At 52.4% G+C, this 20820-nt stretch carries 20 protein-coding genes; 9 read left to right on the forward strand and 11 right to left on the reverse strand.

From position 1 onward, the window contains the following. The first annotated feature begins 176 nt into the window (after nucleotides 1–176). Nucleotides 177–1862: a long-chain-fatty-acid--CoA ligase FadD gene (gene fadD, locus OGV77_RS18195; protein ID WP_123915245.1), complete on the forward strand. Its 1686-nt coding sequence runs from the start codon at nucleotides 177–179 to the stop codon at nucleotides 1860–1862. Between the two features lie 84 nt (nucleotides 1863–1946). Further along, on the forward strand, nucleotides 1947–3062 hold the full coding sequence (gene rnd / locus OGV77_RS18200; RefSeq protein ID WP_043016052.1) for a ribonuclease D: 1116 nt from the start codon (nucleotides 1947–1949) through the stop codon (nucleotides 3060–3062). 48 nt (nucleotides 3063–3110) lie between these two features. Here the strand turns inward: rnd and OGV77_RS18205 are convergent, their stop codons facing one another. The 4 genes from OGV77_RS18205 to OGV77_RS18220 form a co-directional block, all read right to left on the reverse strand. Then, complete coding sequence (locus tag OGV77_RS18205; RefSeq protein ID WP_087050934.1) at nucleotides 3111–4076, reverse strand: PDR/VanB family oxidoreductase; 966 nt, start codon at nucleotides 4074–4076, stop codon at nucleotides 3111–3113. 71 nt (nucleotides 4077–4147) lie between these two features. Further along, nucleotides 4148–5272: a carnitine monooxygenase, oxygenase subunit YeaW gene (yeaW, locus tag OGV77_RS18210; RefSeq protein WP_043016054.1), complete on the reverse strand. Its 1125-nt coding sequence runs from the start codon at nucleotides 5270–5272 to the stop codon at nucleotides 4148–4150. 45 nt (nucleotides 5273–5317) lie between these two features. Continuing rightward, nucleotides 5318–6919 carry a BCCT family transporter gene (locus OGV77_RS18215; RefSeq protein WP_043016055.1) on the reverse strand — a complete coding sequence of 534 codons (1602 nt, stop codon included), beginning with the start codon at nucleotides 6917–6919 and terminating at the stop codon, nucleotides 5318–5320. A 251-nt stretch (nucleotides 6920–7170) separates the two neighbouring features. Continuing rightward, on the reverse strand, nucleotides 7171–8253 hold the full coding sequence (locus OGV77_RS18220; RefSeq protein ID WP_047410579.1) for a tartrate dehydrogenase: 1083 nt from the start codon (nucleotides 8251–8253) through the stop codon (nucleotides 7171–7173). Between the two features lie 103 nt (nucleotides 8254–8356). Here OGV77_RS18220 and OGV77_RS18225 point away from each other — a divergent pair, with 103 nt between their 5' ends. Next, nucleotides 8357–9274, forward strand: coding sequence for a LysR family transcriptional regulator (locus OGV77_RS18225; RefSeq protein WP_043016057.1), 918 nt, complete (start codon nucleotides 8357–8359; stop codon nucleotides 9272–9274). An 86-nt stretch (nucleotides 9275–9360) separates the two neighbouring features. Here the strand turns inward: OGV77_RS18225 and minE are convergent, their stop codons facing one another. Genes minE through minC form a run of 3 tightly spaced genes read right to left on the reverse strand, consistent with a single transcriptional unit; the run spans nucleotide 9361 to nucleotide 11174 of the window. Further along, nucleotides 9361–9627: a cell division topological specificity factor MinE gene (minE, locus tag OGV77_RS18230; protein WP_001185666.1), complete on the reverse strand. Its 267-nt coding sequence runs from the start codon at nucleotides 9625–9627 to the stop codon at nucleotides 9361–9363. A gap of 3 nt (nucleotides 9628–9630) precedes the next feature. Beyond that, nucleotides 9631–10443, reverse strand: coding sequence for a septum site-determining protein MinD (gene minD / locus OGV77_RS18235; RefSeq protein ID WP_003020956.1), 813 nt, complete (start codon nucleotides 10441–10443; stop codon nucleotides 9631–9633). A gap of 23 nt (nucleotides 10444–10466) precedes the next feature. Then, nucleotides 10467–11174: a septum site-determining protein MinC gene (gene minC, locus OGV77_RS18240; RefSeq protein WP_043016058.1), complete on the reverse strand. Its 708-nt coding sequence runs from the start codon at nucleotides 11172–11174 to the stop codon at nucleotides 10467–10469. Nucleotides 11175–11300: 126 nt separating this feature from the next. Here minC and OGV77_RS18245 point away from each other — a divergent pair, with 126 nt between their 5' ends. From OGV77_RS18245 to ycgN, 3 genes are all read left to right on the forward strand, one after another. Then, a complete protein-coding gene (locus tag OGV77_RS18245) occupies nucleotides 11301–11594 on the forward strand; it encodes a YcgL domain-containing protein (protein WP_043016059.1) in 294 nt (97 codons plus the stop codon). Nucleotides 11595–11663: 69 nt separating this feature from the next. Further along, nucleotides 11664–12323: a fumarylacetoacetate hydrolase family protein gene (locus OGV77_RS18250; RefSeq protein ID WP_043016060.1), complete on the forward strand. Its 660-nt coding sequence runs from the start codon at nucleotides 11664–11666 to the stop codon at nucleotides 12321–12323. A 92-nt stretch (nucleotides 12324–12415) separates the two neighbouring features. After that, nucleotides 12416–12862 carry a cysteine cluster protein YcgN gene (gene ycgN, locus OGV77_RS18255; RefSeq protein ID WP_003020944.1) on the forward strand — a complete coding sequence of 149 codons (447 nt, stop codon included), beginning with the start codon at nucleotides 12416–12418 and terminating at the stop codon, nucleotides 12860–12862. A 29-nt stretch (nucleotides 12863–12891) separates the two neighbouring features. On the opposite strand, the gene OGV77_RS18260 is transcribed toward ycgN, so the two are convergent. From OGV77_RS18260 to nhaB, 3 genes are all read right to left on the reverse strand, one after another. Further along, on the reverse strand, nucleotides 12892–13233 hold the full coding sequence (locus OGV77_RS18260; protein WP_016153372.1) for a TehB family protein: 342 nt from the start codon (nucleotides 13231–13233) through the stop codon (nucleotides 12892–12894). A gap of 110 nt (nucleotides 13234–13343) precedes the next feature. Beyond that, nucleotides 13344–13874 (reverse strand): disulfide bond formation protein DsbB, encoded by a 531-nt coding sequence (gene dsbB / locus OGV77_RS18265; protein ID WP_043016061.1) that lies wholly within the window; start codon nucleotides 13872–13874, stop codon nucleotides 13344–13346. 141 nt (nucleotides 13875–14015) lie between these two features. After that, nucleotides 14016–15560, reverse strand: a complete 1545-nt coding sequence (gene nhaB / locus OGV77_RS18270; RefSeq protein ID WP_286502946.1) for a Na(+)/H(+) antiporter NhaB — start codon at nucleotides 15558–15560, stop codon at nucleotides 14016–14018. Between the two features lie 236 nt (nucleotides 15561–15796). Here nhaB and fadR point away from each other — a divergent pair, with 236 nt between their 5' ends. Next, entirely contained in the window at nucleotides 15797–16516 is a 720-nt protein-coding gene (gene fadR, locus OGV77_RS18275) for a fatty acid metabolism transcriptional regulator FadR (RefSeq protein ID WP_043016063.1), read from the forward strand. A 31-nt stretch (nucleotides 16517–16547) separates the two neighbouring features. Here the strand turns inward: fadR and OGV77_RS18280 are convergent, their stop codons facing one another. Then, nucleotides 16548–18080 carry a SpoVR family protein gene (locus tag OGV77_RS18280; RefSeq protein ID WP_043016064.1) on the reverse strand — a complete coding sequence of 511 codons (1533 nt, stop codon included), beginning with the start codon at nucleotides 18078–18080 and terminating at the stop codon, nucleotides 16548–16550. A 322-nt stretch (nucleotides 18081–18402) separates the two neighbouring features. Here OGV77_RS18280 and OGV77_RS18285 point away from each other — a divergent pair, with 322 nt between their 5' ends. Together OGV77_RS18285 and dadX are read left to right on the forward strand one after the other, a co-directional pair. Next, nucleotides 18403–19701 (forward strand): D-amino acid dehydrogenase, encoded by a 1299-nt coding sequence (locus tag OGV77_RS18285; protein ID WP_043016065.1) that lies wholly within the window; start codon nucleotides 18403–18405, stop codon nucleotides 19699–19701. A 12-nt stretch (nucleotides 19702–19713) separates the two neighbouring features. Continuing rightward, a complete protein-coding gene (dadX, locus tag OGV77_RS18290) occupies nucleotides 19714–20784 on the forward strand; it encodes a catabolic alanine racemase DadX (RefSeq protein WP_043016066.1) in 1071 nt (356 codons plus the stop codon). Nucleotides 20785–20820 lie beyond the last annotated feature (36 nt).

Raw genomic sequence — 20820 nt, forward strand, 5'->3', positions numbered from 1 at the left:
CGGCTCGTCCGCTGTTTCTGCATTAACGTGGATATAAGAAAAATAAATAGTGACGTGCTTCGCAACCTTGTCGTTGTGTAATAAACAAACTGGTACGCTGAGTTAATATTATGTTAACAGTTTGTTTATTGCCTGGGGTTGTGATGACGACGAATACGCATTTTAGAGGTGATGTATTGAAAAAGGTTTGGCTTAACCGTTATCCCGCTGGTGTTCCTGCGGAGATCAATCCTGACCGTTATCAATCCCTGGTGGAACTCTTTGAACACTCAGTAAGACGGTATGCCGATCAGCCCGCGTTCGTAAACATGGGGGAGGTGATGACCTTCCGCAAGCTTGAAGAGCGGAGCCGGGCATTTGCGGCCTATTTACAACAAGGCCTGGGGCTGAAAAAGGGCGATCGCGTCGCGCTGATGATGCCGAACCTGCTGCAATATCCGGTCGCACTGTTTGGGATTTTACGTGCCGGCATGATCGTCGTGAACGTTAACCCGCTTTACACGCCTCGCGAGCTGGAACATCAGCTTAATGACAGCGGCGCGTCGGCGATTGTCATCGTGTCCAACTTTGCCCACACGTTGGAAAAAGTGGTCGACAAAACGTCGGTACAACACGTGATCCTGACGCGTATGGGCGATCAGCTGTCGACCGCAAAAGGGACGCTGGTCAACTTTGTCGTCAAGTATATCAAACGGCTGGTGCCGAAATATAACCTGCCGGATGCCATCTCGTTTCGCAGTGCGCTGCAAAACGGTTATCGCATGCAGTATGTGAAACCCGAAGTGGTGTCGGAAGATCTGGCGTTCCTGCAATATACCGGCGGGACAACCGGCGTGGCGAAAGGCGCGATGCTCACGCACCGCAACATGCTGGCTAACCTGGAGCAGGTTAACGCCACCTACGGCCCGTTGCTGCATCCGGGCAAAGAACTGGTGGTAACGGCTCTACCGCTGTATCACATTTTTGCGCTGACGATGAATTGCCTGCTGTTTATTGAGCTGGGTGGTCAAAACCTGCTGATTACTAACCCGCGTGATATCCCAGGACTGGTCAAAGAGCTGGCGAAGTATCCGTTTACCGCGATGACCGGCGTCAATACGCTGTTTAACGCGCTGCTGAATAACAAAGAGTTTCAGCAACTGGATTTCTCGTCACTGCACCTTTCAGCAGGCGGCGGCATGCCGGTTCAACAAGCGGTAGCTGAACGTTGGGTGAAGCTGACGGGGCAGTATCTGCTGGAAGGCTATGGTCTGACGGAGTGCGCCCCGCTGGTGAGCGTCAACCCTCACGATATCGACTACCATAGCGGCAGTATCGGGTTACCGGTTCCTTCCACCGAGGTCAAACTGGTGGATGACGACGACAACGAAGTGCCGCCGGGAGAACCGGGCGAACTGTGCGTGAAAGGTCCGCAGGTGATGCTGGGCTACTGGCAGCGACCAGACGCCACTGACGAAATCGTCAAAGATGGCTGGCTGCACACTGGCGATATTGCGGTGATGGATGACGAAGGCTTCCTGCGTATTGTCGATCGTAAGAAAGATATGATCCTGGTCTCCGGCTTTAACGTTTATCCGAACGAAATTGAAGACGTGGTTATGCAACATCCTGGCGTGCAGGAAGTAGCTGCAGTTGGCGTTCCGTCCGGCAGCAGCGGTGAAGCGGTGAAAATTTTCGTGGTGAAGAAAGACGCCTCGTTAACCGATGAAGCGCTGGTTACTTTCTGTCGTCGTCACCTGACGGGCTATAAAGTACCGAAGCTGGTTGAGTTTCGCGATGAGTTGCCGAAATCTAACGTCGGTAAAATTTTGCGACGAGAATTACGTGACGAAGCGCGCGCCAAAGTGGACAATAAAGGCTGAGCGTTAAGTCAGCCAGCAGAAAACGCCGGGTAATCCGGCGTTTTTTTTGGCGTAAACCTAAGAGAGCACGATTTGAATTATCAAATGATCACCACGGACGACGCGTTGGCCACGCTGTGCGAAGCCGTCCGTGAATTTCCGGCGATAGCCCTGGATACCGAATTTGTTCGCACACGTACCTATTATCCGCAGTTGGGGCTGATCCAGCTGTTTGATGGCAAACACGTTGCTCTGATTGATCCGCAGGGGATCACCGACTGGTCGCCGTTGCGCGATATTCTGCGTGATACCGCCATCACCAAATTCCTGCATGCGGGCAGTGAAGACCTGGAAGTGTTCCTCAACGCTTTTGGCGAACTTCCGCAGCCGTTAATTGATACACAAATTCTGGCCGCTTTTTGCGGTCGTCCGCTGTCGTGGGGCTTTGCCGCGATGGTGGAAGAGTTTACGGGCGTGGCGCTCGACAAAAGCGAGTCGCGTACCGACTGGCTGGCCAGACCGCTGACCGAACGTCAGTGCGAATATGCGGCGGCTGACGTCTGGTATCTGTTACCGATCACCTCAAAGCTGATGGCTGAAACTGAAACCAGCGGTTGGCTGCCAGCCGCGCTGGACGAATGCCGCTTGATGCAACAGCGTCGCCAGGAGATTCTGGCACCTGAAGATGCCTGGCGCGACATCACCAACGCCTGGCAACTTCGTACCCGTCAGTTAGCCTGCCTGCAACTGCTTGCCGACTGGCGGCTGCGTAAAGCGCGCGAGCGCGATCTGGCGGTAAACTTCGTGGTGCGTGAAGAACATCTGTGGGCGGTGGCACGTTATATGCCGGGCAGCCTGGGTGAACTGGATAGCCTGGGTCTTTCCGGAAGCGAAATTCGCTTCCACGGCAAAACGCTGATCTCGCTGGTAGAAAAGGCCCAGGCTTTACCTGAAGAGTCGTTGCCGCAGCCGCTACTGAATTTGATGGATATGCCAGGATATCGCAAGGCGTTCAAAGCCATCAAGGCGCTGGTTGCCGAAGTGAGTGCGGAACAAAATCTTAGCGTCGAACTGTTGGCTTCCCGCCGTCAGATCAACCAGTTGCTCAACTGGCACTGGAAATTAAAGCCGCAGCAGACCCTGCCGGAGCTGGTTTCCGGCTGGCGTGGCGAACTGATGTCCGATCGTCTCAACGCGCTGCTGCAGGAATATCCGCAGTAAGTCACCAGACTCGCCGGGTCGCGCCATTGCTGACCCGGCCTGCGAACGCTACAAATCAAGTACCAGGCGCTTACCTTTGGCGCGAGAGCAGCAAATGAGCATGCTCTGCTGGCTGGCTTTTTCGTCGTCGCTAAAGTATTGATCGCGGTGATCCGCTTCCCCTTCAAGAATCGTTGTTTCGCAGGTGCCGCACACGCCTTCCCGGCACAGACACTCAACGCGTGCAGCTTTGTTATTTTCGATAACCTGCAAAATGGTCATCTCTTCCGGAACCACAAACTCGCGCCCGGAACGCGCCAGCACCAGGGTGAAGGCGTCGCCGCTTTTATCTTCCAGCGCAAATTGTTCGAAATGTAGCGTATTGCTGTCCAGCCCATGGCTGGAAGCCGCTTCTCTGACGGCATCGTTGAGCACCGCTGGGCCACAGGTATAAATATGCGTGCCGGGTTCAACATCGGCCAGCAGGCGTGCTAAATCAAGGCGGGTGCCTGCGCTTGAGAGGTGCAGATGAATGCGACCGGCGCTGGGGTACTGCAGGAGTTCGTCATGAAATGCACAGTTGTCCAGGCTGGGAGAGCAATAATGTAGCTGCCATTCTGCCTGAGAGTGTTCCAGCTCCGGGATCTGCGATAAAAACGGTGTGATGCCGATACCTCCGGCAATCAACAGATGTTGTTGTGCCTGAGGGGCGAGGGCGAACAGATTGTTTGGCGTGGAGATCGTGAGCGTGTCGCCGGGTTTCACCTTTTGATGCAGATATCGCGAGCCGCCTTTGGACGCCTCCTCCAGTCGTACGGCGATTTGCCAGGCGCTGGTATCGAAGGGTGAACTCATCAGCGAGTACGCATTGCTGTATAGGTTCTCGCCATCGCGCATCTGTACGATGATATGGCTGCCACCCTGAAACGCAGGCAACGGCTGGCCTGAGGTCGCCATTAGGGTGAAGCGTTTTACCTGCGCGGTAATGGTCTCAATCCGACTGACCCGGACTTCTTGCATTTGATAATCAGACATTGCGGCACTCCCTAAAAAATCTGTCCGGCGCGGTTCAACTACGCGCCGGTGTCTGTCGTTACAGCCCCGGGTTATTCCTGAAACACCTGCGCGACCAGGTTATGGAAATGGGCAATGCCATGCTCGGAGATGCCGCTGCCGCTGGTGTCCGCCATAATGCGGCCCTGACCGCGATACCCGCGCGATTTCAGCCCCTTTTGCACGCTTTCAACCAGACGTAAATCTTCAGGACGAAAGACGTTGCGATACCATTCAATCAGTTGTTTCTGCTCTTCGGTCAGCTCTTCGTTGGTGAAGTAAATGTCATAGTTTTGCAGCGTGGTTTCCGCATCCACCGGGAATTCATAGATAACGGTCATCATGCCTTTGATTGGCGTGACGTTGAGCATGGTGCATGGCCACAGCCAGAAACCGTGGAAGGCGGCATCAACACCTTCTTCGAACTTAAATGACTGCTCTGACGGTTTGGCGAAACCGTGTTGCAGCGTCCAGTTGCCGTGCATGGTGTGCCAGTAACGGTCAACCTGAACCGAGTCGGAAAAACCTGGGTGGGCCGGGCCGCAGTGGTAGCACTCCAGATAGTTGTCGACAATATTCTTCCAGTTTGCCGGGGTACGGGTCGTAAAGCGCGCCGCCAGTTTCAGATCATGCACGTCAGGGCAGGCTTCGATAACTTTGTCTGCAAGACCAGGGAGTTGTTCTTCTACGCTGCCTGCGTTCGGATCCATGTTGATAAACACGAATCCGGCATACTCTTCCAGACGTACAGGGGTAAGGTGCGCTTTTTCGCTGTCGAAGTTGGCGACATTTTCGCAGTTACGCGCATGCGCCAGATTGCCGTCAAGTTTGAACGCCCATGCGTGGTAAGGGCAGGTAATTACATTTTTCGCTTTCCCTTCGCCGCTCAACAGCTGATGACCGCGATGCGGACAAACGTTGTAGAACGCGCGCAGCACGTTATCGCGACCCCGTACCAGCACGATGTTCTCGCCAATCACTTCACGGGTAACATAATCATTGGGCTTTGCCAGCTCGCTACTGTGGGCGACGCAAATCCAGCTTTTAGCAAACACTTTCTCTTGTTCGTGCTCGAAGGCCTGGTGGTCGGTATAAAACCGGGCAGGGATAGTCCAGGCATCCTGCGGGTTGGCACAGAAATTTTGCGGCAGAATAAACTCAGGGCTTAGATTGCTCATTGGAATACCTTTTAATTTGTGAGTAAGAGGGTTTTATACTGGCGCTTAATTGTCGCCTTTGAGTAATGTCCCGGCCGGTGGCGCAACGGGGGCGTTAACTGGCGTTTCGGGAAGATGACTTTCAATTTGATGCGCAGGAACGTGGGCATAGTCCTGCCGTACCCAGCGAAGAAAACCGCCGACTTTCACCAACAGAATGGCGAGGAAGGGAAGTGCGGTCAGAACCACCGTGGTCTTCATGGTTTCCAGGGATGCGCCGGTGAATAAAATCGATAAGGGGATCAGGGTGATGACCACGCACCAGAACAGTCGTAAGCTACGCTGCGGATCTTCCCCTTCCTGCAGGTTACGCGTGCTGGTGGCGGCCATGGTATAGGCGACGGCATCCATGTGCGAGGCAAGGAAAATAATCATGATCGCCAGATACGCCACCAGGAATAGTTTCCCGGCTGGCAACGACATCAACACTTGCTGTACGGCCGTTTCACCGCCCAGTGTCGCCATAACCTGCGGTACGTCGATCACACCGTTCACAAACTGGTGGATTGAGTAGCTTTCCATCACGCCGAAGAAGAACCAGCAGCCAACGGTACTACCGAGGATTAACGCCCAGATAACCTCTTTGATTTTGCGACCACGGGATACGCGAGTGACAAACATTGCCACGCCTGGGGTGTAGGAGATCCACCACAGCCAGTAGAACACCGTCCAGTTGCGGGTGAACTCACCGTTGCCAAGTGGATCGGTGAACAGGCTCATCTGCAAAAAGTTTTGTGTCGTCAGACCAATGGCGTTGATGATGTTATTGGTGATAAATTCGGTCGGGCCGACGATCAGCACCAGCAGCGGCAGTAAGAATGCCCCCCAGCCGACCATTTTGCTCAGACGTTGCAAACCGTTATTGATGCCAATCCAGGAGCTCATGCAGAAAATGCCGCCAGAGAATAGGATCACAAACGCCTGCATGGTGAAGTTATCCGGCAAACCCGTGAGGGCAGATAAACCGCGGGTAAAGGTGGCGGCGGTGACAACCAGAGAGATGGTTAACGCGCCAACTGTTGCGATCAGGAACATCAAATCAACCAGGCGACCCCACACGCCCTGCGGATGGACGCCGGTGATAGCGGCAATAATTCCGGACAGGCTCAGCCCTTTGTTTTTACGCACATGAAAGTGGTAGGCCATTGTTAGTGAGGCCAGGGTATAAGTCGCCCAGGCGCTGATCCCCCAATGGAAAAAGGAGTAGGGTAAGCTATATTCCAGCGCTTTTTGCGAATGCGGCGCGATATTCAGACCCGGAGTCTGGTAATAATAGGCCCACTCAGCAACACCCCAATAGAGTGTTGAGGAGCCTAATCCGGCACATATAAACATAAACAGCCAGGACAGCGTGCTGTATTCCGCTTTCCCTTCACCCAGACGAATGTTGCCGTATTTGCTGGTAGCCAGCCAGACGACCAGACCCATCGCCATCAGAACGAGGATCTGCACGGCGGAACCCAGCATCCGGGTAACGCCGTTAAAAAGAGTATTTGCGACTTGTGCAGACTGCTGAGGGAAGAGACTAAGCGTGGCGGCGATGAAAAGAATAGCCACCAGGCTGATGGCTATCAGCGGCATGTCTTTTTTCTTTACGTTGCTCAACATGGGATCTCCTGGGCACAGTTGCCCGCGTATGGCATTAGCCTGTCGTTGTTATCATGCTGTAGGGAATCAGTGATTTTGTATTTAACAATTTTATTATTTGTTTTTTACATGAATTAAACAATTGCCCGATGCGTGAAGCAATAAAACACGGAACGGAAATAATAAAAGGTGAATTGGCGCAGGTTATTGGCGGCATAAAACGCATAAAAAAGCCGCGTCAGTGACGCGGCTCATATTTCGTGGTTTGACCTCTAACGCAGTGCCTGAGCGATGGCTTCACCAACCTGTTGGGTGGTGGCGTTGCCTTTCATATCTGGCGTTTTCGGGCCGCTGGCAATGACCTGCTCAATTGCCGCCAGAATACCGTCGTGGGCGGCTTTGTAGCTGGCATCACCGTTGCCAAGGAAGTCGAGCATCATGGCGCCAGCCCAGATAGTCGCAATAGGGTTGGCGATATTCTTGCCGTAGATATCGGGGGCCGAACCGTGTACCGGCTCGAACAGCGACGGGAAGGTGCGCTCCGGATTTAAGTTGGCAGAAGGCGCAATGCCAATCGTTCCGGTACAGGCCGGGCCAAGATCGGAGAGGATGTCGCCAAACAGGTTGGAGGCAACCACGACGTCAAAACGCTCCGGCTGCATCACAAAGCGGGCGCACAATATATCGATATGCTGTTTATCCCAGCGGATCTCGGGATAGTTAGCCGCCATTGCTTCCACGCGTTCGTCCCAGTAAGGCATGCTGATGGCCAGGCCGTTCGATTTGGTTGCTGAGGTCAGGGTTTTGCGTGGGCGGTTTTGCGCCAACTCGAAAGCGTAACGCAAGATACGATCCACGCCACGACGGGTGAAGACCGATTCCTGGATAACCACTTCGTGTTCGGTACCTTCGCTCACGCGTCCGCCGAGGGCAGAGTATTCTCCCTCGGTGTTTTCGCGTACGACGTAGAAATCAATGTCGCCTGGCTGCTTGCCAGCCAGTGGGCAAGGGACGCCCGGAAACAGGCGCACCGGGCGCAGGTTGACGTACTGGTCGAATTCGCGACGAAACTTAAGCAGCGAACCCCATAATGAGATGTGGTCAGGCACGGTGTCCGGCCAGCCAACCGCGCCAAAATAGATAGCATCAAAGGATTGCAGCTGCTCATGCCAGTCATCCGGCATCATCTTGCCGTGATGGGCGTAGTATTCGCAGCTGGCCCATTCCATTTGCTCAAAGCTGAGCGACAACCCCCAACGCTCGGCGGCTGCCTGCAACACATGAATGCCCTCAGGCAGAACTTCTTTACCAATGCCATCTCCGGGGATAGCGGCGATACGCCAGGTTTTCTTCATAGCAGCTCTCACTTGTACGCCATCAAAATTGACTTTCCCCTTATCCTATAATTGACTGATTAATAGTTAATCCCCCTAACTGGTGAAACATAAAACACAGATCATGAATAATCTTCCGCTGCTAAATGATTTACGCGTCTTTATGCTGGTTGCCCGTCGTGCTGGATTTGCCGCCGTTGCCGAAGAGCTGGGCGTCTCACCTGCTTTTATCAGTAAGCGCGTTGCCCTGCTGGAGCAAACGCTGAATGTAGTGCTGCTGCACCGGACAACGCGGCGCGTAACCATCACGGAAGAGGGGGAGCGGATCTACGAATGGGCGCAGCGGATCCTGCAGGATGTCGATCAGATGATGGATGAGCTATCAGATGCCAGGCAGATCCCGCAGGGGATGCTACGTATTATTAGTAGCTTTGGTTTTGGCCGCCGGGTGGTGGCTCCGGCGCTGTCTGCGCTGGCAAAAGAGTATCCGCAATTAGAACTGCGGTTCGATGTTGAAGACCGCCTGGTGGATATGGTGAATGAGGGCGTCGATCTTGATATTCGTATCGGGGATGATATCGCGCCGAACCTGATTGCCCGCAAGCTGGCGACTAACTACCGTATTCTGTGCGCCTCGCCGGAATTTGTGAGGCAGCATGGGACGCCGAAGCAACTCAACGATCTCTCCACTTTTCCTTGTCTGGTCATCAAAGAGCGCGACCATCCGTTTGGTATCTGGCAAATGCGCAATAAAGAGGGCGCGCATTCGATTAAAGTTACGGGGCCTCTGTCGTCTAATCATGGCGAAGTGGTACATCAGTGGTGCCTTGATGGGCAGGGAATAGCTCTGCGGTCATGGTGGGACGTTTGCGACAACATTGCCAGCGGCAACCTGATACACATATTGCCCGAGTATTATCAACCAGCAAATATTTGGGCGGTTTATGTTTCCCGGCTGGCGACGTCGGCAAAAATCCGTATTACGGTTGAGTATTTGCGCCGCTATTTTACCGAAAACTATCCAAAGTTTACTTTGGAATAAAGGTGCAGCAGCCTGGCAAGAAACAGAAAATAAAAAAGGCAGAATAATCTGCCTTTTTTGTAACGATGACTCTCTGAGCAAAGCCGTTATTTAGATTCTTCGGCTTCAGGTAATGTCACGTTAAGTTCGAGGATAGAAATATCGCCGTCTTTTTGCTCAAGCTGTACAGTGACCATTTCAGGATCAATTTGTACATACTTGCAGATAACCTCGAGAATATCTTTCCTCAACTGCGGTAAATAATGTGGCTCGGCGTCACTACGACGGCGTTCCGCAACAATAATCTGCAGTCGCTCTTTAGCGATGTTCGCTGTGCTCTTTTTCCGCGAGAGAAAAAAATCCAGTAATGCCATAACTTATCCTCCGAACAGGCGTTTGAGGAAACCTTTCTTCTCTTCTTCAATGAAGCGGAAAGGACGTTCTTCTCCCAACAGACGGTCTACGGTATCAGCATAGGCTTTACCGGCATCGGCATTGATGTCGAGAATAACCGGCTCACCCTGGTTAGACGCGCGCAGGACTGACTGATCTTCAGGAATCACGCCAACCAGCTTGATTCGCAGAATTTCCAGTACGTCTTCCATGCTCAGCATGTCACCTTTATTTACGCGGCCAGGGTTGTAGCGCGTCAGCAACAAATGCTCTTTAATCGGATCTTCACCGTTTTCCGCACGACGAGATTTCGACGCCAGAATACCCAGAATACGGTCAGAGTCACGTACAGAGGAAACTTCCGGGTTAGTGGTGATAATCGCTTCATCGGCAAAATACAGGGCCATCAGCGCACCGGTTTCAATACCCGCCGGGGAGTCGCAGACGATGAAGTCGAATTCCATCGTTTTCAGGTCGTCCAGAACTTTCGCGACGCCTTCACGCGTCAGCGCGTCTTTATCGCGAGTCTGTGAGGCCGGAAGAATAAAGAGATTTTCGGTACGCTTATCTTTGATTAACGCCTGATTTAACGACGCATCGCCCTGAATAACGTTGACGAAGTCATAAACGACGCGGCGTTCACAACCCATAATCAGATCAAGGTTACGCAGGCCGATATCAAAATCAATAACGACAGTTTTCTTTCCCTTCTGGGCCAAACCTGTAGCGATGGCCGCGCTGGAGGTGGTTTTGCCAACGCCCCCTTTACCCGAAGTAACAACAATAATGCGTGCCATAGAAATTCCTTGTTAAAAAGGGATCAATTCAACGGTTGAACTGTCAAAGCGTTCTCTGCTAATTGCAGACGGGCCGCTTTGCCATAAAATTCTGCTGGGATTTTATCACTCAGCCAATAAACACCTGCGATAGACACCAGTTCTGCCGTCAGATGGGTACAAAAAATTTGCGCTTCCCGATCGCCGCTTGCGCCTGCCAGCGCACGGCCTCTCATCATGCCATAAACATGAATATTACCATCAGCGATAAGCTCTGCGCCTGCACTGACGTGGCTTGTAACAATCAGATCACATTGTGGAGCATAAATGCGCTGACCGGAACGAACCGGCACATTTATTAATCGTGTTTTTGTGATGGGAGTAACGTTTTGCGGCGGAGCAACGGGAGCCGGGGTCTCAACAGGTGCAGAACGAATAGCTTTTTCTTTACCTTCAGTCAGTAAAGGAAGGCCCATTTCGTCGATTTCAGCCTTGAGTCTGGCGTCTTTGCATCCGCTAACGCCAATAATGCGCAATCCGGTAGACGTAACAACTTTCTGCAGCGCTGACCAGTTGACCGGGCTTTCAAGACCACTCACGTTAACCACCACGGGAGCATGTTTTAAAAAAGCCGGCGCCTGCGCGATTTTGTCTTCCAACGCCTGACGAATAACCTCGGGTTCTGCTTCATGTAAATGAACCACTGATAAGGTGAAGCTACTGCCTTTAAGCTCGATTGGCGTGTTTGACATCCTGGCCTTACTCAATTTGCTATTTATCATCCCCAGCGCGGGGTGATATTCCGAAGACTATAAGGCATGTTATAGTCAGTATTATATTGAGGCAAGCCACCATTCCGTGAATTCAGAGTAAAAGATATGTTTTGTGTGATCTACCGAAGCAGCAAACGTGACCAGACCTATTTATATGTCGAAAAAAAAGACGATTTCTCACGCGTTCCTGAAGAACTGATGAAAGGATTTGGTCAGCCGACGCTGGCAATGATGTTACCGCTTGATGGTCGAAAAAAATTGGTTAATGCCGATCTTGAAAAAGTAAAACAGGCCCTGGCCGAGCAGGGCTATTATTTACAAATACCACCGCCGCCAGAAGATTTACTTAAACAGCATCTGGCTGCGACAAAACAAAATACACCAGACGCTAAACGTTAAACTGCATCCGCCAGCAGCACGTTCCATCGATGCAGTACCTGAAATCTATGACTACGTTAGGGGAAAGTAATGTATCAACATCACAACTGGCATGGTGCTCTGCTGGATTATCCGGTGAGTAAGGTGGTTTGCGTAGGAAGTAACTATGCTAACCATATTAAAGAGATGGGCGGAACCCCCCCCGAAGAGCCGGTGCTGTTTATTAAACCGGAAACCGCACTGTGCGATTTACGCCAGCCGCTGGTGATCCCATCTGATATGGGGTCGGTTCACCATGAAGTTGAGCTGGCTGTGCTGATTGGCGCGACCCTGCGACAGGCGACGGAAGATCATGTGCGCAAAGCCATCGCGGGTTATGGCGTCGCACTGGATCTGACCCTGCGCGATATCCAGGGCAAAATGAAGAAAGCGGGGCAGCCATGGGAAAAAGCGAAGGGTTTTGATAACTCTTGCCCGCTGTCAGGATTTATTCCCGTAGCGGAATTTAACGGCGATCCACAGGATACGATGCTCGGGTTGACGGTCAACGGTGAACAGCGTCAGCACGGCTCCACGGCGGATATGATCCATCAAATCGTTCCTTTGATTGCCTATATGAGTCGTTTCTTTACCCTCAAAGCGGGTGATGTTGTGCTGACGGGCACGCCAGCAGGCGTGGGGCCATTAAGCAGCGGTGATGAACTGGCGATCAGTTTTAACGGTCAAACGCTGACGACCCGCGTACTGTAATCTCTGCTTGCCGCCTTTTCGGGCGGCAAAACTTGCATCAGCGTGCCAGACTGGTTATAAGGTGCAGCTTTAATGCAATAGCGGAAACCCTGATGAGCGACATACCTTTCTGGCAAAGTAAAACCCTTGATGAAATGACCGATGCCGAGTGGGAGTCATTATGTGACGGATGTGGTCAATGCTGCCTGCATAAGCTGATGGATGAAGACACCGACGAAATCTACTTTACCAACGTCGCGTGTAAGCAACTCAATATCAAAACCTGTCAGTGCCGTAATTACGAACGTCGATTCGAGTACGAGCCTGACTGCATCAAACTGACGCGCGATAATTTGCCGACTTTTGAATGGTTGCCAATGACCTGCGCTTATCGTCTGCTCGCGGAAGGTAAAGGGCTGCCGGAGTGGCATCCGTTGCTGACGGGGTCTAAAGCGGCGATGCACGGTGAACGTATCTCAGTTCGTCATATTGCGGTGAAAGAATCGGAAGTACGTGACTGGCAGGATCATATCCTGAACAAACCTTCATGGGCGGACTGAGCCGCCCATCGATTAGCAGGCGTTAAGGTTTAAGACTTTTTCGCCTGATACATCTCATCGGAGTGGTTGTCATCTTCCACCCAGAAGTTAATGTTGAATTGTGCGTCGTCGCTTAATTCAACACGATGCCAGTACTGCGGTGGGCTGGTCGCGAACTGACCGGCATTAATCACTACCTTCACTTCGGGCTCTTTTGCGTCTTCATTGGCAAAGCCATAATACGTTACCGTACCTTCCATTACACAGAGCTGACCAAACACGCCTGCTGCGGTGTTATGGTGAGAAAGAAGTGCTGCCGGGACGTTGTCTTTGGTAAAGAAGGGAGTAGAGCGTTTCACTTTCCAGTTTGCCGGGATGCGTAAATGGGACATAAGACATCTCCTTCGTGTGGCATCTATAAGATATATTTAATATACATCTTATGGATGCCAGCAGGCAATGGATTTAAGGCAAAAAAAACGCTCCCGAAGGAGCGTCTCTGTTAGCGACCGAAGAGGTCACGTTTTTTCGGTTTAAACGGCTGTGCTATGAATACCAGCACGGCGACCACCAGGTAAGCGGCGAAGATCCCCAACAGCCACTGTGGCATTTCCAGGGTTAAAAAAGACCACTGGCGTTCAGCACAGTCACCGGATGCTAAAAACACCTGCGGCAGCCATTTGTCCAGCGGCAGCCAGCTCGGGAAGCGGGCTGCAAAATCACAGGTCATGAACGGTGATGGGTGCAACTGAATCATGGTGTGCTCATACGCTAACTGAAGCCCACGCCAGGCACTGTAAATCCAGATTATCATCGCCACATAGCGCAGCGGTGTCTTTGGCGCGATAGCCCCCACCAGCCCCGCACCCATCACGCCGAATAATGCGCTACGTTCGTAAATACACAACACGCAAGGTTTTAGCAGCATGACGTGCTGGAACCACAGCGCAACGAGTTCCAGCGCAAAGGCGGTTAACGCCAACAATAACCATGCTCCACGACCTCGGGAGCATTGGTTTAAAAATCGCAACATAATAATTTCCCTGCAACATGCGTAGAGACCGCAGTTTAAACCAATTCAATTTATGCGCCACTAGCGGGAATTGAAAATTTGCGTAATCGGATAATTATCATGCAAAAAGTCAAACCGGGCAGTGATTTGCCCGGTTAATTGTTATGAAAGTGTAGCTAACCAGCCCGTTTGAGTCATCCACTCGGTCACCGGTACCAGCGTGAACTCGACGCAAAGCAGACCAACGAGCGTCAGGACGAGAGTATACGGCAGAGCCATCCACACCATGCGGCCATAAGAGAGGCGAATCAATGGTGCCAGCGCGGAGGTCAGCAGGAACAGGAATGCCGCCTGACCGTTTGGTGTAGCCACGGAAGGCAGGTTGGTCCCGGTATTAATCGCTACCGCTAACAGTTCGTACTGGTTGAGGCTGATGGTCCCTTGTTCCAGCGCTGCTTTGGCTTCGTTAATATAGATGGTGCCGACAAAAACGTTATCAGAGATTGAAGACAGCAGGCCGTTAAAGAGATAGAACAGCGTCAACTGAGCATGCTCAGAGGACTGCAATACGAACTGAATGATAGGCGAGAAGAGCTGTTGATCGATAATAACCGCAACAATAGAGAAGAACACGGTCAGCAGGGCGGTGAACGGCAGCGACTCGGTAAACGCTTTGCCAATAGCATGTTCGTCTGTAACGCCGGTCAACGACGTTGCCAGAATGATGACGGACAGGCCAATTAATCCAACCTCTGCCAGATGCAGGGCCAGAGCAACCACCAGCCAGACGCCGATATTAGCCTGAACAATCAGTTTGATTTTATCCTGACGAGTACGTTGCTGACGGCTTTGATCGTCAAATTGTTGCAGGACATCGCGGACGGTCTCCGGCAGCGTTTCGCCATAGCCAAACCAGCGTAATTTCTCGACCAGCACACAGGTTAACAGGCCGCAAATCAGCACAGGTACGGTGACCGGCGACATGCGCAGGAAGAAGTCACCAAAATGCCAGCCCGCCGCTTTGGCGATAATCAGGTTTTGCGGTTCGCCGACCATCGTCATTACGCCGCCTAACGCCGTACCGACGCCCGCGTGCATCATCAAGCTACGCAGAAAACCACGAAACTGCTCCAGTACGACCTTATTGTGCTGATCGATATGGCTGTCATCGAGCATGTTGTTGTCTTCCGCGCGGGAAGAGGCGACGCGATGGTAAATACCATAGAAACCGACCGCGACGCTGATCACCACGGCAACGACGGTCAGCGCATCAAGAAACGCAGAAAGGAAGGCGGCAGCAACGCAAAAAGCCAGCGACAGCAGCGTTTTGGAGCGAATCGTAAGCAGCAGGCGGGTGAAAATAAACAGCAGCAGCTGTTTCATAAAGTAGATGCCAGCCACCATAAACATCAGCAGCAATAACACCTCAAGGTTAGCGGCAACCTCTTCACGCACATGCGTGGCGCTGGTCATACCGATGATGACTGCTTCGATAGCTAACAGCCCACCTGGTAGCAGCGGATAACATTTTAACGCCATCGCCAGCGTAAAGATGAACTCGGCCACCAACAGCCAGCCCGCAATAAAAGGATTAATAAAAAATATAATCGGGTTAACGACTAAGAAGACGAGCAGTGCAAGTTTGTACCAGTCAGGTGATTGACCTAAAAAATTGCGCCACATAGCGCGACCCCATGATAGCTCCATGGTGATTTCCCTACCTTTAAAAATGAAATCATATTTTTATGTTTGACCGCAAAGCTTAGCGGGAGGAGGGAGTACAGGCAAGCTATTCACGCGACGGGCAAGGCTGGCTGCGCTTTAGCGTTATCTGGAAAATGAAGCCTTGATCTACTTTTTCTTCATTGCGTCAGCTATCAGCTATGTAACCCGTCTGGTATGATAACTGTAACTATGTTTTGCTGTGTAATGGAATTATTACTATGGTCATTAAGGCGCAAAGCCCGGCTGGGTTCGCGGAAGAGTACATCATTGAAAGTATCTGGAATAACCGCTTCCCACCTGGCACTATTTTGCCTGCTGAACGTGAACTCTCTGAACTGATCGGAGTGACACGTACCACGTTACGCGAGGTATTACAGCGTCTGGCGCGTGACGGTTGGTTGACCATTCAACACGGCAAACCGACGAAGGTGAATAACTTCTGGGAAACCTCCGGGCTGAATATCCTTGAAACGCTGGCGCGTCTCGATCACGAGAGCGTTCCGCAGCTTATCGATAATCTGCTGTCCGTGCGTACCAACATCTCGACGATCTTTATTCGTACCGCGTTTCGCCAGCATCCTGATAAAGCGCAGGAGGTTCTGGCGACGGCAAATCAGGTGGCCGACCATGCTGATGCGTTCGCCGATCTGGACTATAACATTTTCCGCGGTCTGGCATTTGCCTCCGGTAATCCGATTTACGGTTTGATCCTTAATGGTATGAAAGGATTATATACCCGCATTGGCCGCCATTATTTTGCCAATCCGGAAGCGCGCGCGCTGGCGCTGAGCTTCTACCATAAGCTGTCAGAACTGTGCGAGCATGGCGCTCATGAGCAGGTTTATGAAACGGTGCGTCGCTATGGTCACGACAGCGGCGAGATTTGGCATCGTATGCAGAAGAACCTGCCGGGCGATTTAGCTATTCAGGGACGCTAATTAAAAACCCCTCATTCGAGGGGTTTTGTTTTTACAGACCGTTCATCCTCGGCGGGCAACGCTCCAGCAACTCCACGCTACCATCTTCATTCTGCTGCTCCAGCATCACGTCAAAACCCCATAGCCGGTGCACATGCTTAAGCACCTCTTTGCGTCCTTTATCCAGCGGAGCGCGGTTATGCGGAATATAGCGCAAGGTGAGCGAGCGATCGCCGCGCAGATCGACGTTCCAGATTTGAATATTCGGCTCCAGGTTGCTCAGGTTATATTGCGACGACAGCCTGTTGCGGATTTCGCGATATCCTTCCTCGTTGTGGATCGCTGAAATCTCCAGATAATTATGACGATCGTCATCCAGTACGGTAAACAAGCGGAAATCACGCATAACCTTCGGTGACAGGAACTGGCTAATGAAGCTCTCATCTTTGAAATCACGCATCGCGAAGTGCAGAGTTTCCAGCCAGTCTGAGCCCGCTATATCCGGGAACCAGTATTTGTCCTCTTCGGTCGGCGACTGACAAATACGTTTGATATCCTGGAACATCGCAAAACCCAGGGCATACGGGTTTATCCCGCTATACCACGGGCTGTTGTACGGCGGCTGGAACACCACGTTGGTATGGCTATGCAAAAACTCCAGCATAAACCGTTCGGTGACTTTACCTTCATCATAAAGGTGGTTCAGGATGGTGTAATGCCAGAAAGTAGCCCAACCTTCGTTCATCACCTGCGTCTGTTTCTGCGGGTAAAAATACTGGCTGACCTTACGCACAATACGCAGGACTTCGCGTTGCCAGGATTCCAGCAGTGGGGCGTTCTTTTCCATGAAGTACAGCAGGTTCTCCTGTGGCTCAGAAGGATAACGCCGGGCTTGTGAAACGGTTTTCTCTTCTTCTTTCTTCGGCAGCGTGCGCCATAACATATTCACCTGACTTTGTAGATACTCTTCACGACTTTTCTGCCGGGCTTTCTCTTCCTGTAGCGAGATTTTTTGTGGACGCTTGTAGCGGTCCACGCCGTAGTTCATCAGCGCATGACAGGAGTCGAGAAGCTTTTCGACTTCATCCACGCCATAACGCTCTTCACACTGGGTAATATAGTTTCGCGCGAAGATCAGGTAATCGACGATGGAACTGGCATCCGTCCAGCTACGGAACAGGTAGTTGTTTTTGAAGAAGGAGTTATGTCCGTAGCAGGCATGCGCCATCACCAGCGCCTGCATGGTGATGGTGTTCTCCTCCATCAGATACGCGATACACGGATTGGAGTTGATAACGATCTCATAGGCCAGCCCCTGCTGACCATGCTTATACAAGCGCTCGGTTTCGATAAACTTTTTACCAAACGACCAGTGCGGATAGTTGATTGGCATCCCGACGCTGGAGTAAGCGTCCATCATCTGTTCGGAGGTGATTACCTCGATTTGGTGCGGGTAGGTATCCAGTTTGTAGAGTTTCGCCACGCGGTCTATTTCCGCCAGATAGACATCCAGCAGATCAAACGTCCAGTCGGGTCCATCGCTTAACCGTGTGCTGTCCTTGTTCATGGAATCAATCGTAGCCATTCGCGCACCCTCATTGTTGGCGGCACTCTCTGTCTGGAGTACCTCATTTCAAGCATAGATCATGGTGTTAAAAAACGTGCTGCGGCTGAAATTTTTTCTTTGCGATTTCTCGTTAGCGAGGCGTCGAAAAACGGTATGGTCGCAAAATTTTATGCTGGATAAAAATAACGCACAGCAGGAGATGCCAAAGCAGGGAGTTCCCCGCTGTCACCGCTATATGTGAGATAAGTCACCATAAAAAAGCCATATGTTGAATAATATTTTCAACTGAGTTATCAAGATGTAATTAGATGATTGTTCTTTTACTGTTAACGGAGTGGCTATGCGAGTTGTCATACTGGGAAGTGGTGTCGTTGGCGTGACCAGCGCCTGGTACTTAAGTCAGGCTGGACACGATGTCACCGTCATTGATCGTGAGCCCGGTCCGGCACTGGAAACCAGTGCGGCGAACGCGGGGCAAATCTCTCCAGGTTATGCAGCACCATGGGCGGCGCCAGGTGTACCGCTGAAGGCAATTAAATGGATGTTTCAGCGCCATGCTCCGCTGGCCGTGCGCCTCGACGGGACCCAGTTCCAGTTGAAATGGATGTGGCAAATGCTGCGCAACTGCGACACCAGCCATTACATGGAAAACAAAGGACGCATGGTGCGTCTGGCGGAATACAGCCGTGATTGCCTGAAAGCGCTGCGCGCTTCTACCGGTATTGAGTACGAAGGGCGCCAGGGCGGAACCCTGCAACTTTTCCGTACCGCTCAACAGTATGAGAACGCCACCCGCGACATCGCCGTGCTCGAAGACGCTGGCGTACCCTATCAGTTGCTGGAAGCAAGCCGCCTGGCTGAAGTCGAGCCGGCGCTGGCGGAAGTGGCGCACAAGCTGACGGGCGGTCTGCGTTTACCGAATGATGAAACGGGTGACTGTCAGCTGTTTACCCAGCGTCTGGCGCTGATGGCGGAGCAGGCTGGCGTTAAGTTTCGTTTTAATACGCCGGTCGATAAGCTGCTGAGCGATGGTGAGCAGATTTACGGCGTTCAGTGCGGCGAAGAGATAGTCAAAGCAGATGCCTATGTAATGGCGTTTGGCTCGTACTCTACGGCGATGCTGAAAGGCATCGTTGATATTCCGGTCTATCCGCTCAAAGGCTATTCGTTGACCATTCCGGTGGCGCAAGATGACGGCGCGCCGGTTTCTACTATCCTTGATGAGACTTACAAAATCGCCATTACCCGCTTTGATAACCGTATTCGTGTGGGCGGCATGGCGGAAATTGTCGGCTTCAATACGGAATTGCTACAACCTCGTCGTGAAACGCTGGAGATGGTTGTACGCGATCTCTTCCCGCGTGGTGGTCATGTGGAACAGGCAACTTTCTGGACCGGGCTTCGTCCGATGACTCCGGACGGTACACCGGTGGTTGGGCGAACCCGCTTTAAGAATCTACTACTCAACACCGGCCACGGTACGCTGGGCTGGACTATGGCCTGCGGCTCGGGTCAGTTGCTGAGCGACATTCTTTCTGGCCGCACACCAGCCATTCCTTACGACGATCTGAGCGTGGCGCGCTACAGCCCGGGGTTTACTCCATCTCGCCCACGGCATTTACATGGCGCACATAACTGATAAGGACGTGAGATGACTCGCCCGATACTGGCCAGCATTGACCTGCAGGCGTTGAAACAAAACCTGAGCATCACCCGCCAGGCCGCGCCGGACGCTCGCGTCTGGTCGGTGGTGAAAGCCAATGCGTACGGACACGGCATTGAACGCGTCTGGAATGCGCTGGGCACAACCGACGGTTTTGCCATGCTCAATCTTGAAGAAGCGATAACCCTGCGCGAGCGCGGATGGAAAGGCCCGATACTCATGCTGGAGGGTTTTTTCCACGCCGAAGATTTAACGGTGTATGACAAATATCGTCTGACCACCTGTGTACACAGTAACTGGCAGCTAAAAGCGTTGCAGAATGCGCGCCTCAACGCGCCGCTGGATGTTTACCTGAAGGTGAACAGCGGCATGAACCGGCTGGGTTTCTTACCGGACAGAGTTTCTACGGTCTGGCAACAGCTGCGGGCGATGCCCAACGTTGGTGAAATGACGCTGATGTCACACTTTGCCGATGCAGAGCACCCGGAAGGTATCCGGGAGGCCATGGCGCGTATTGCGCAGGCGACAGAAGGGCTGGAGTGCAGACGCTCGCTGTCCAATTCGGCCGCCACGTTGTGGCACCCTGAAGCACATTATGACTGGGTTCGTCCGGGTATTATCTTGTATGGCGCATCGCCGTCGGGACAATGGCAGGACATCGCCAATACCGGCCTCAAACCGGTGATGACTCTGAGCAGCGAGATAATCGGCATACAAACGCTGAAAGCCGGAGACCGGGTGGGTTACGGAGGACGCTACACCGCCATCGGTGAGCAGCGTATTGGCATTGTAGCGACCGGCTATGCAGACGGTTATCCGCGCCATGCGCCAGGCGGGACACCGGTGCTGGTGGATGGCGTACGTACCACTACGGTGGGAACAGTCTCAATGGATATGCTGGCGGTAGACCTGACGCCGTGTCCGCAGGCGGGGATAGGGACGCCGGTAGAGCTGTGGGGCAAAGAGATTAAAATTGACGATGTAGCCAGCGCCGCGGGTACGGTAGGTTACGAATTGATGTGTTCTCTGGCGCTGCGCGTGCCGGTGGTGACGGTGTAACTTTTGTAGGACTGCCTGATAGCGATGCGCTTATCA

It is taken from the genome of Citrobacter sp. Ce129, assembly GCF_030334545.1.
In the GTDB taxonomy this organism is placed as follows: domain Bacteria; phylum Pseudomonadota; class Gammaproteobacteria; order Enterobacterales; family Enterobacteriaceae; genus Citrobacter; species Citrobacter europaeus.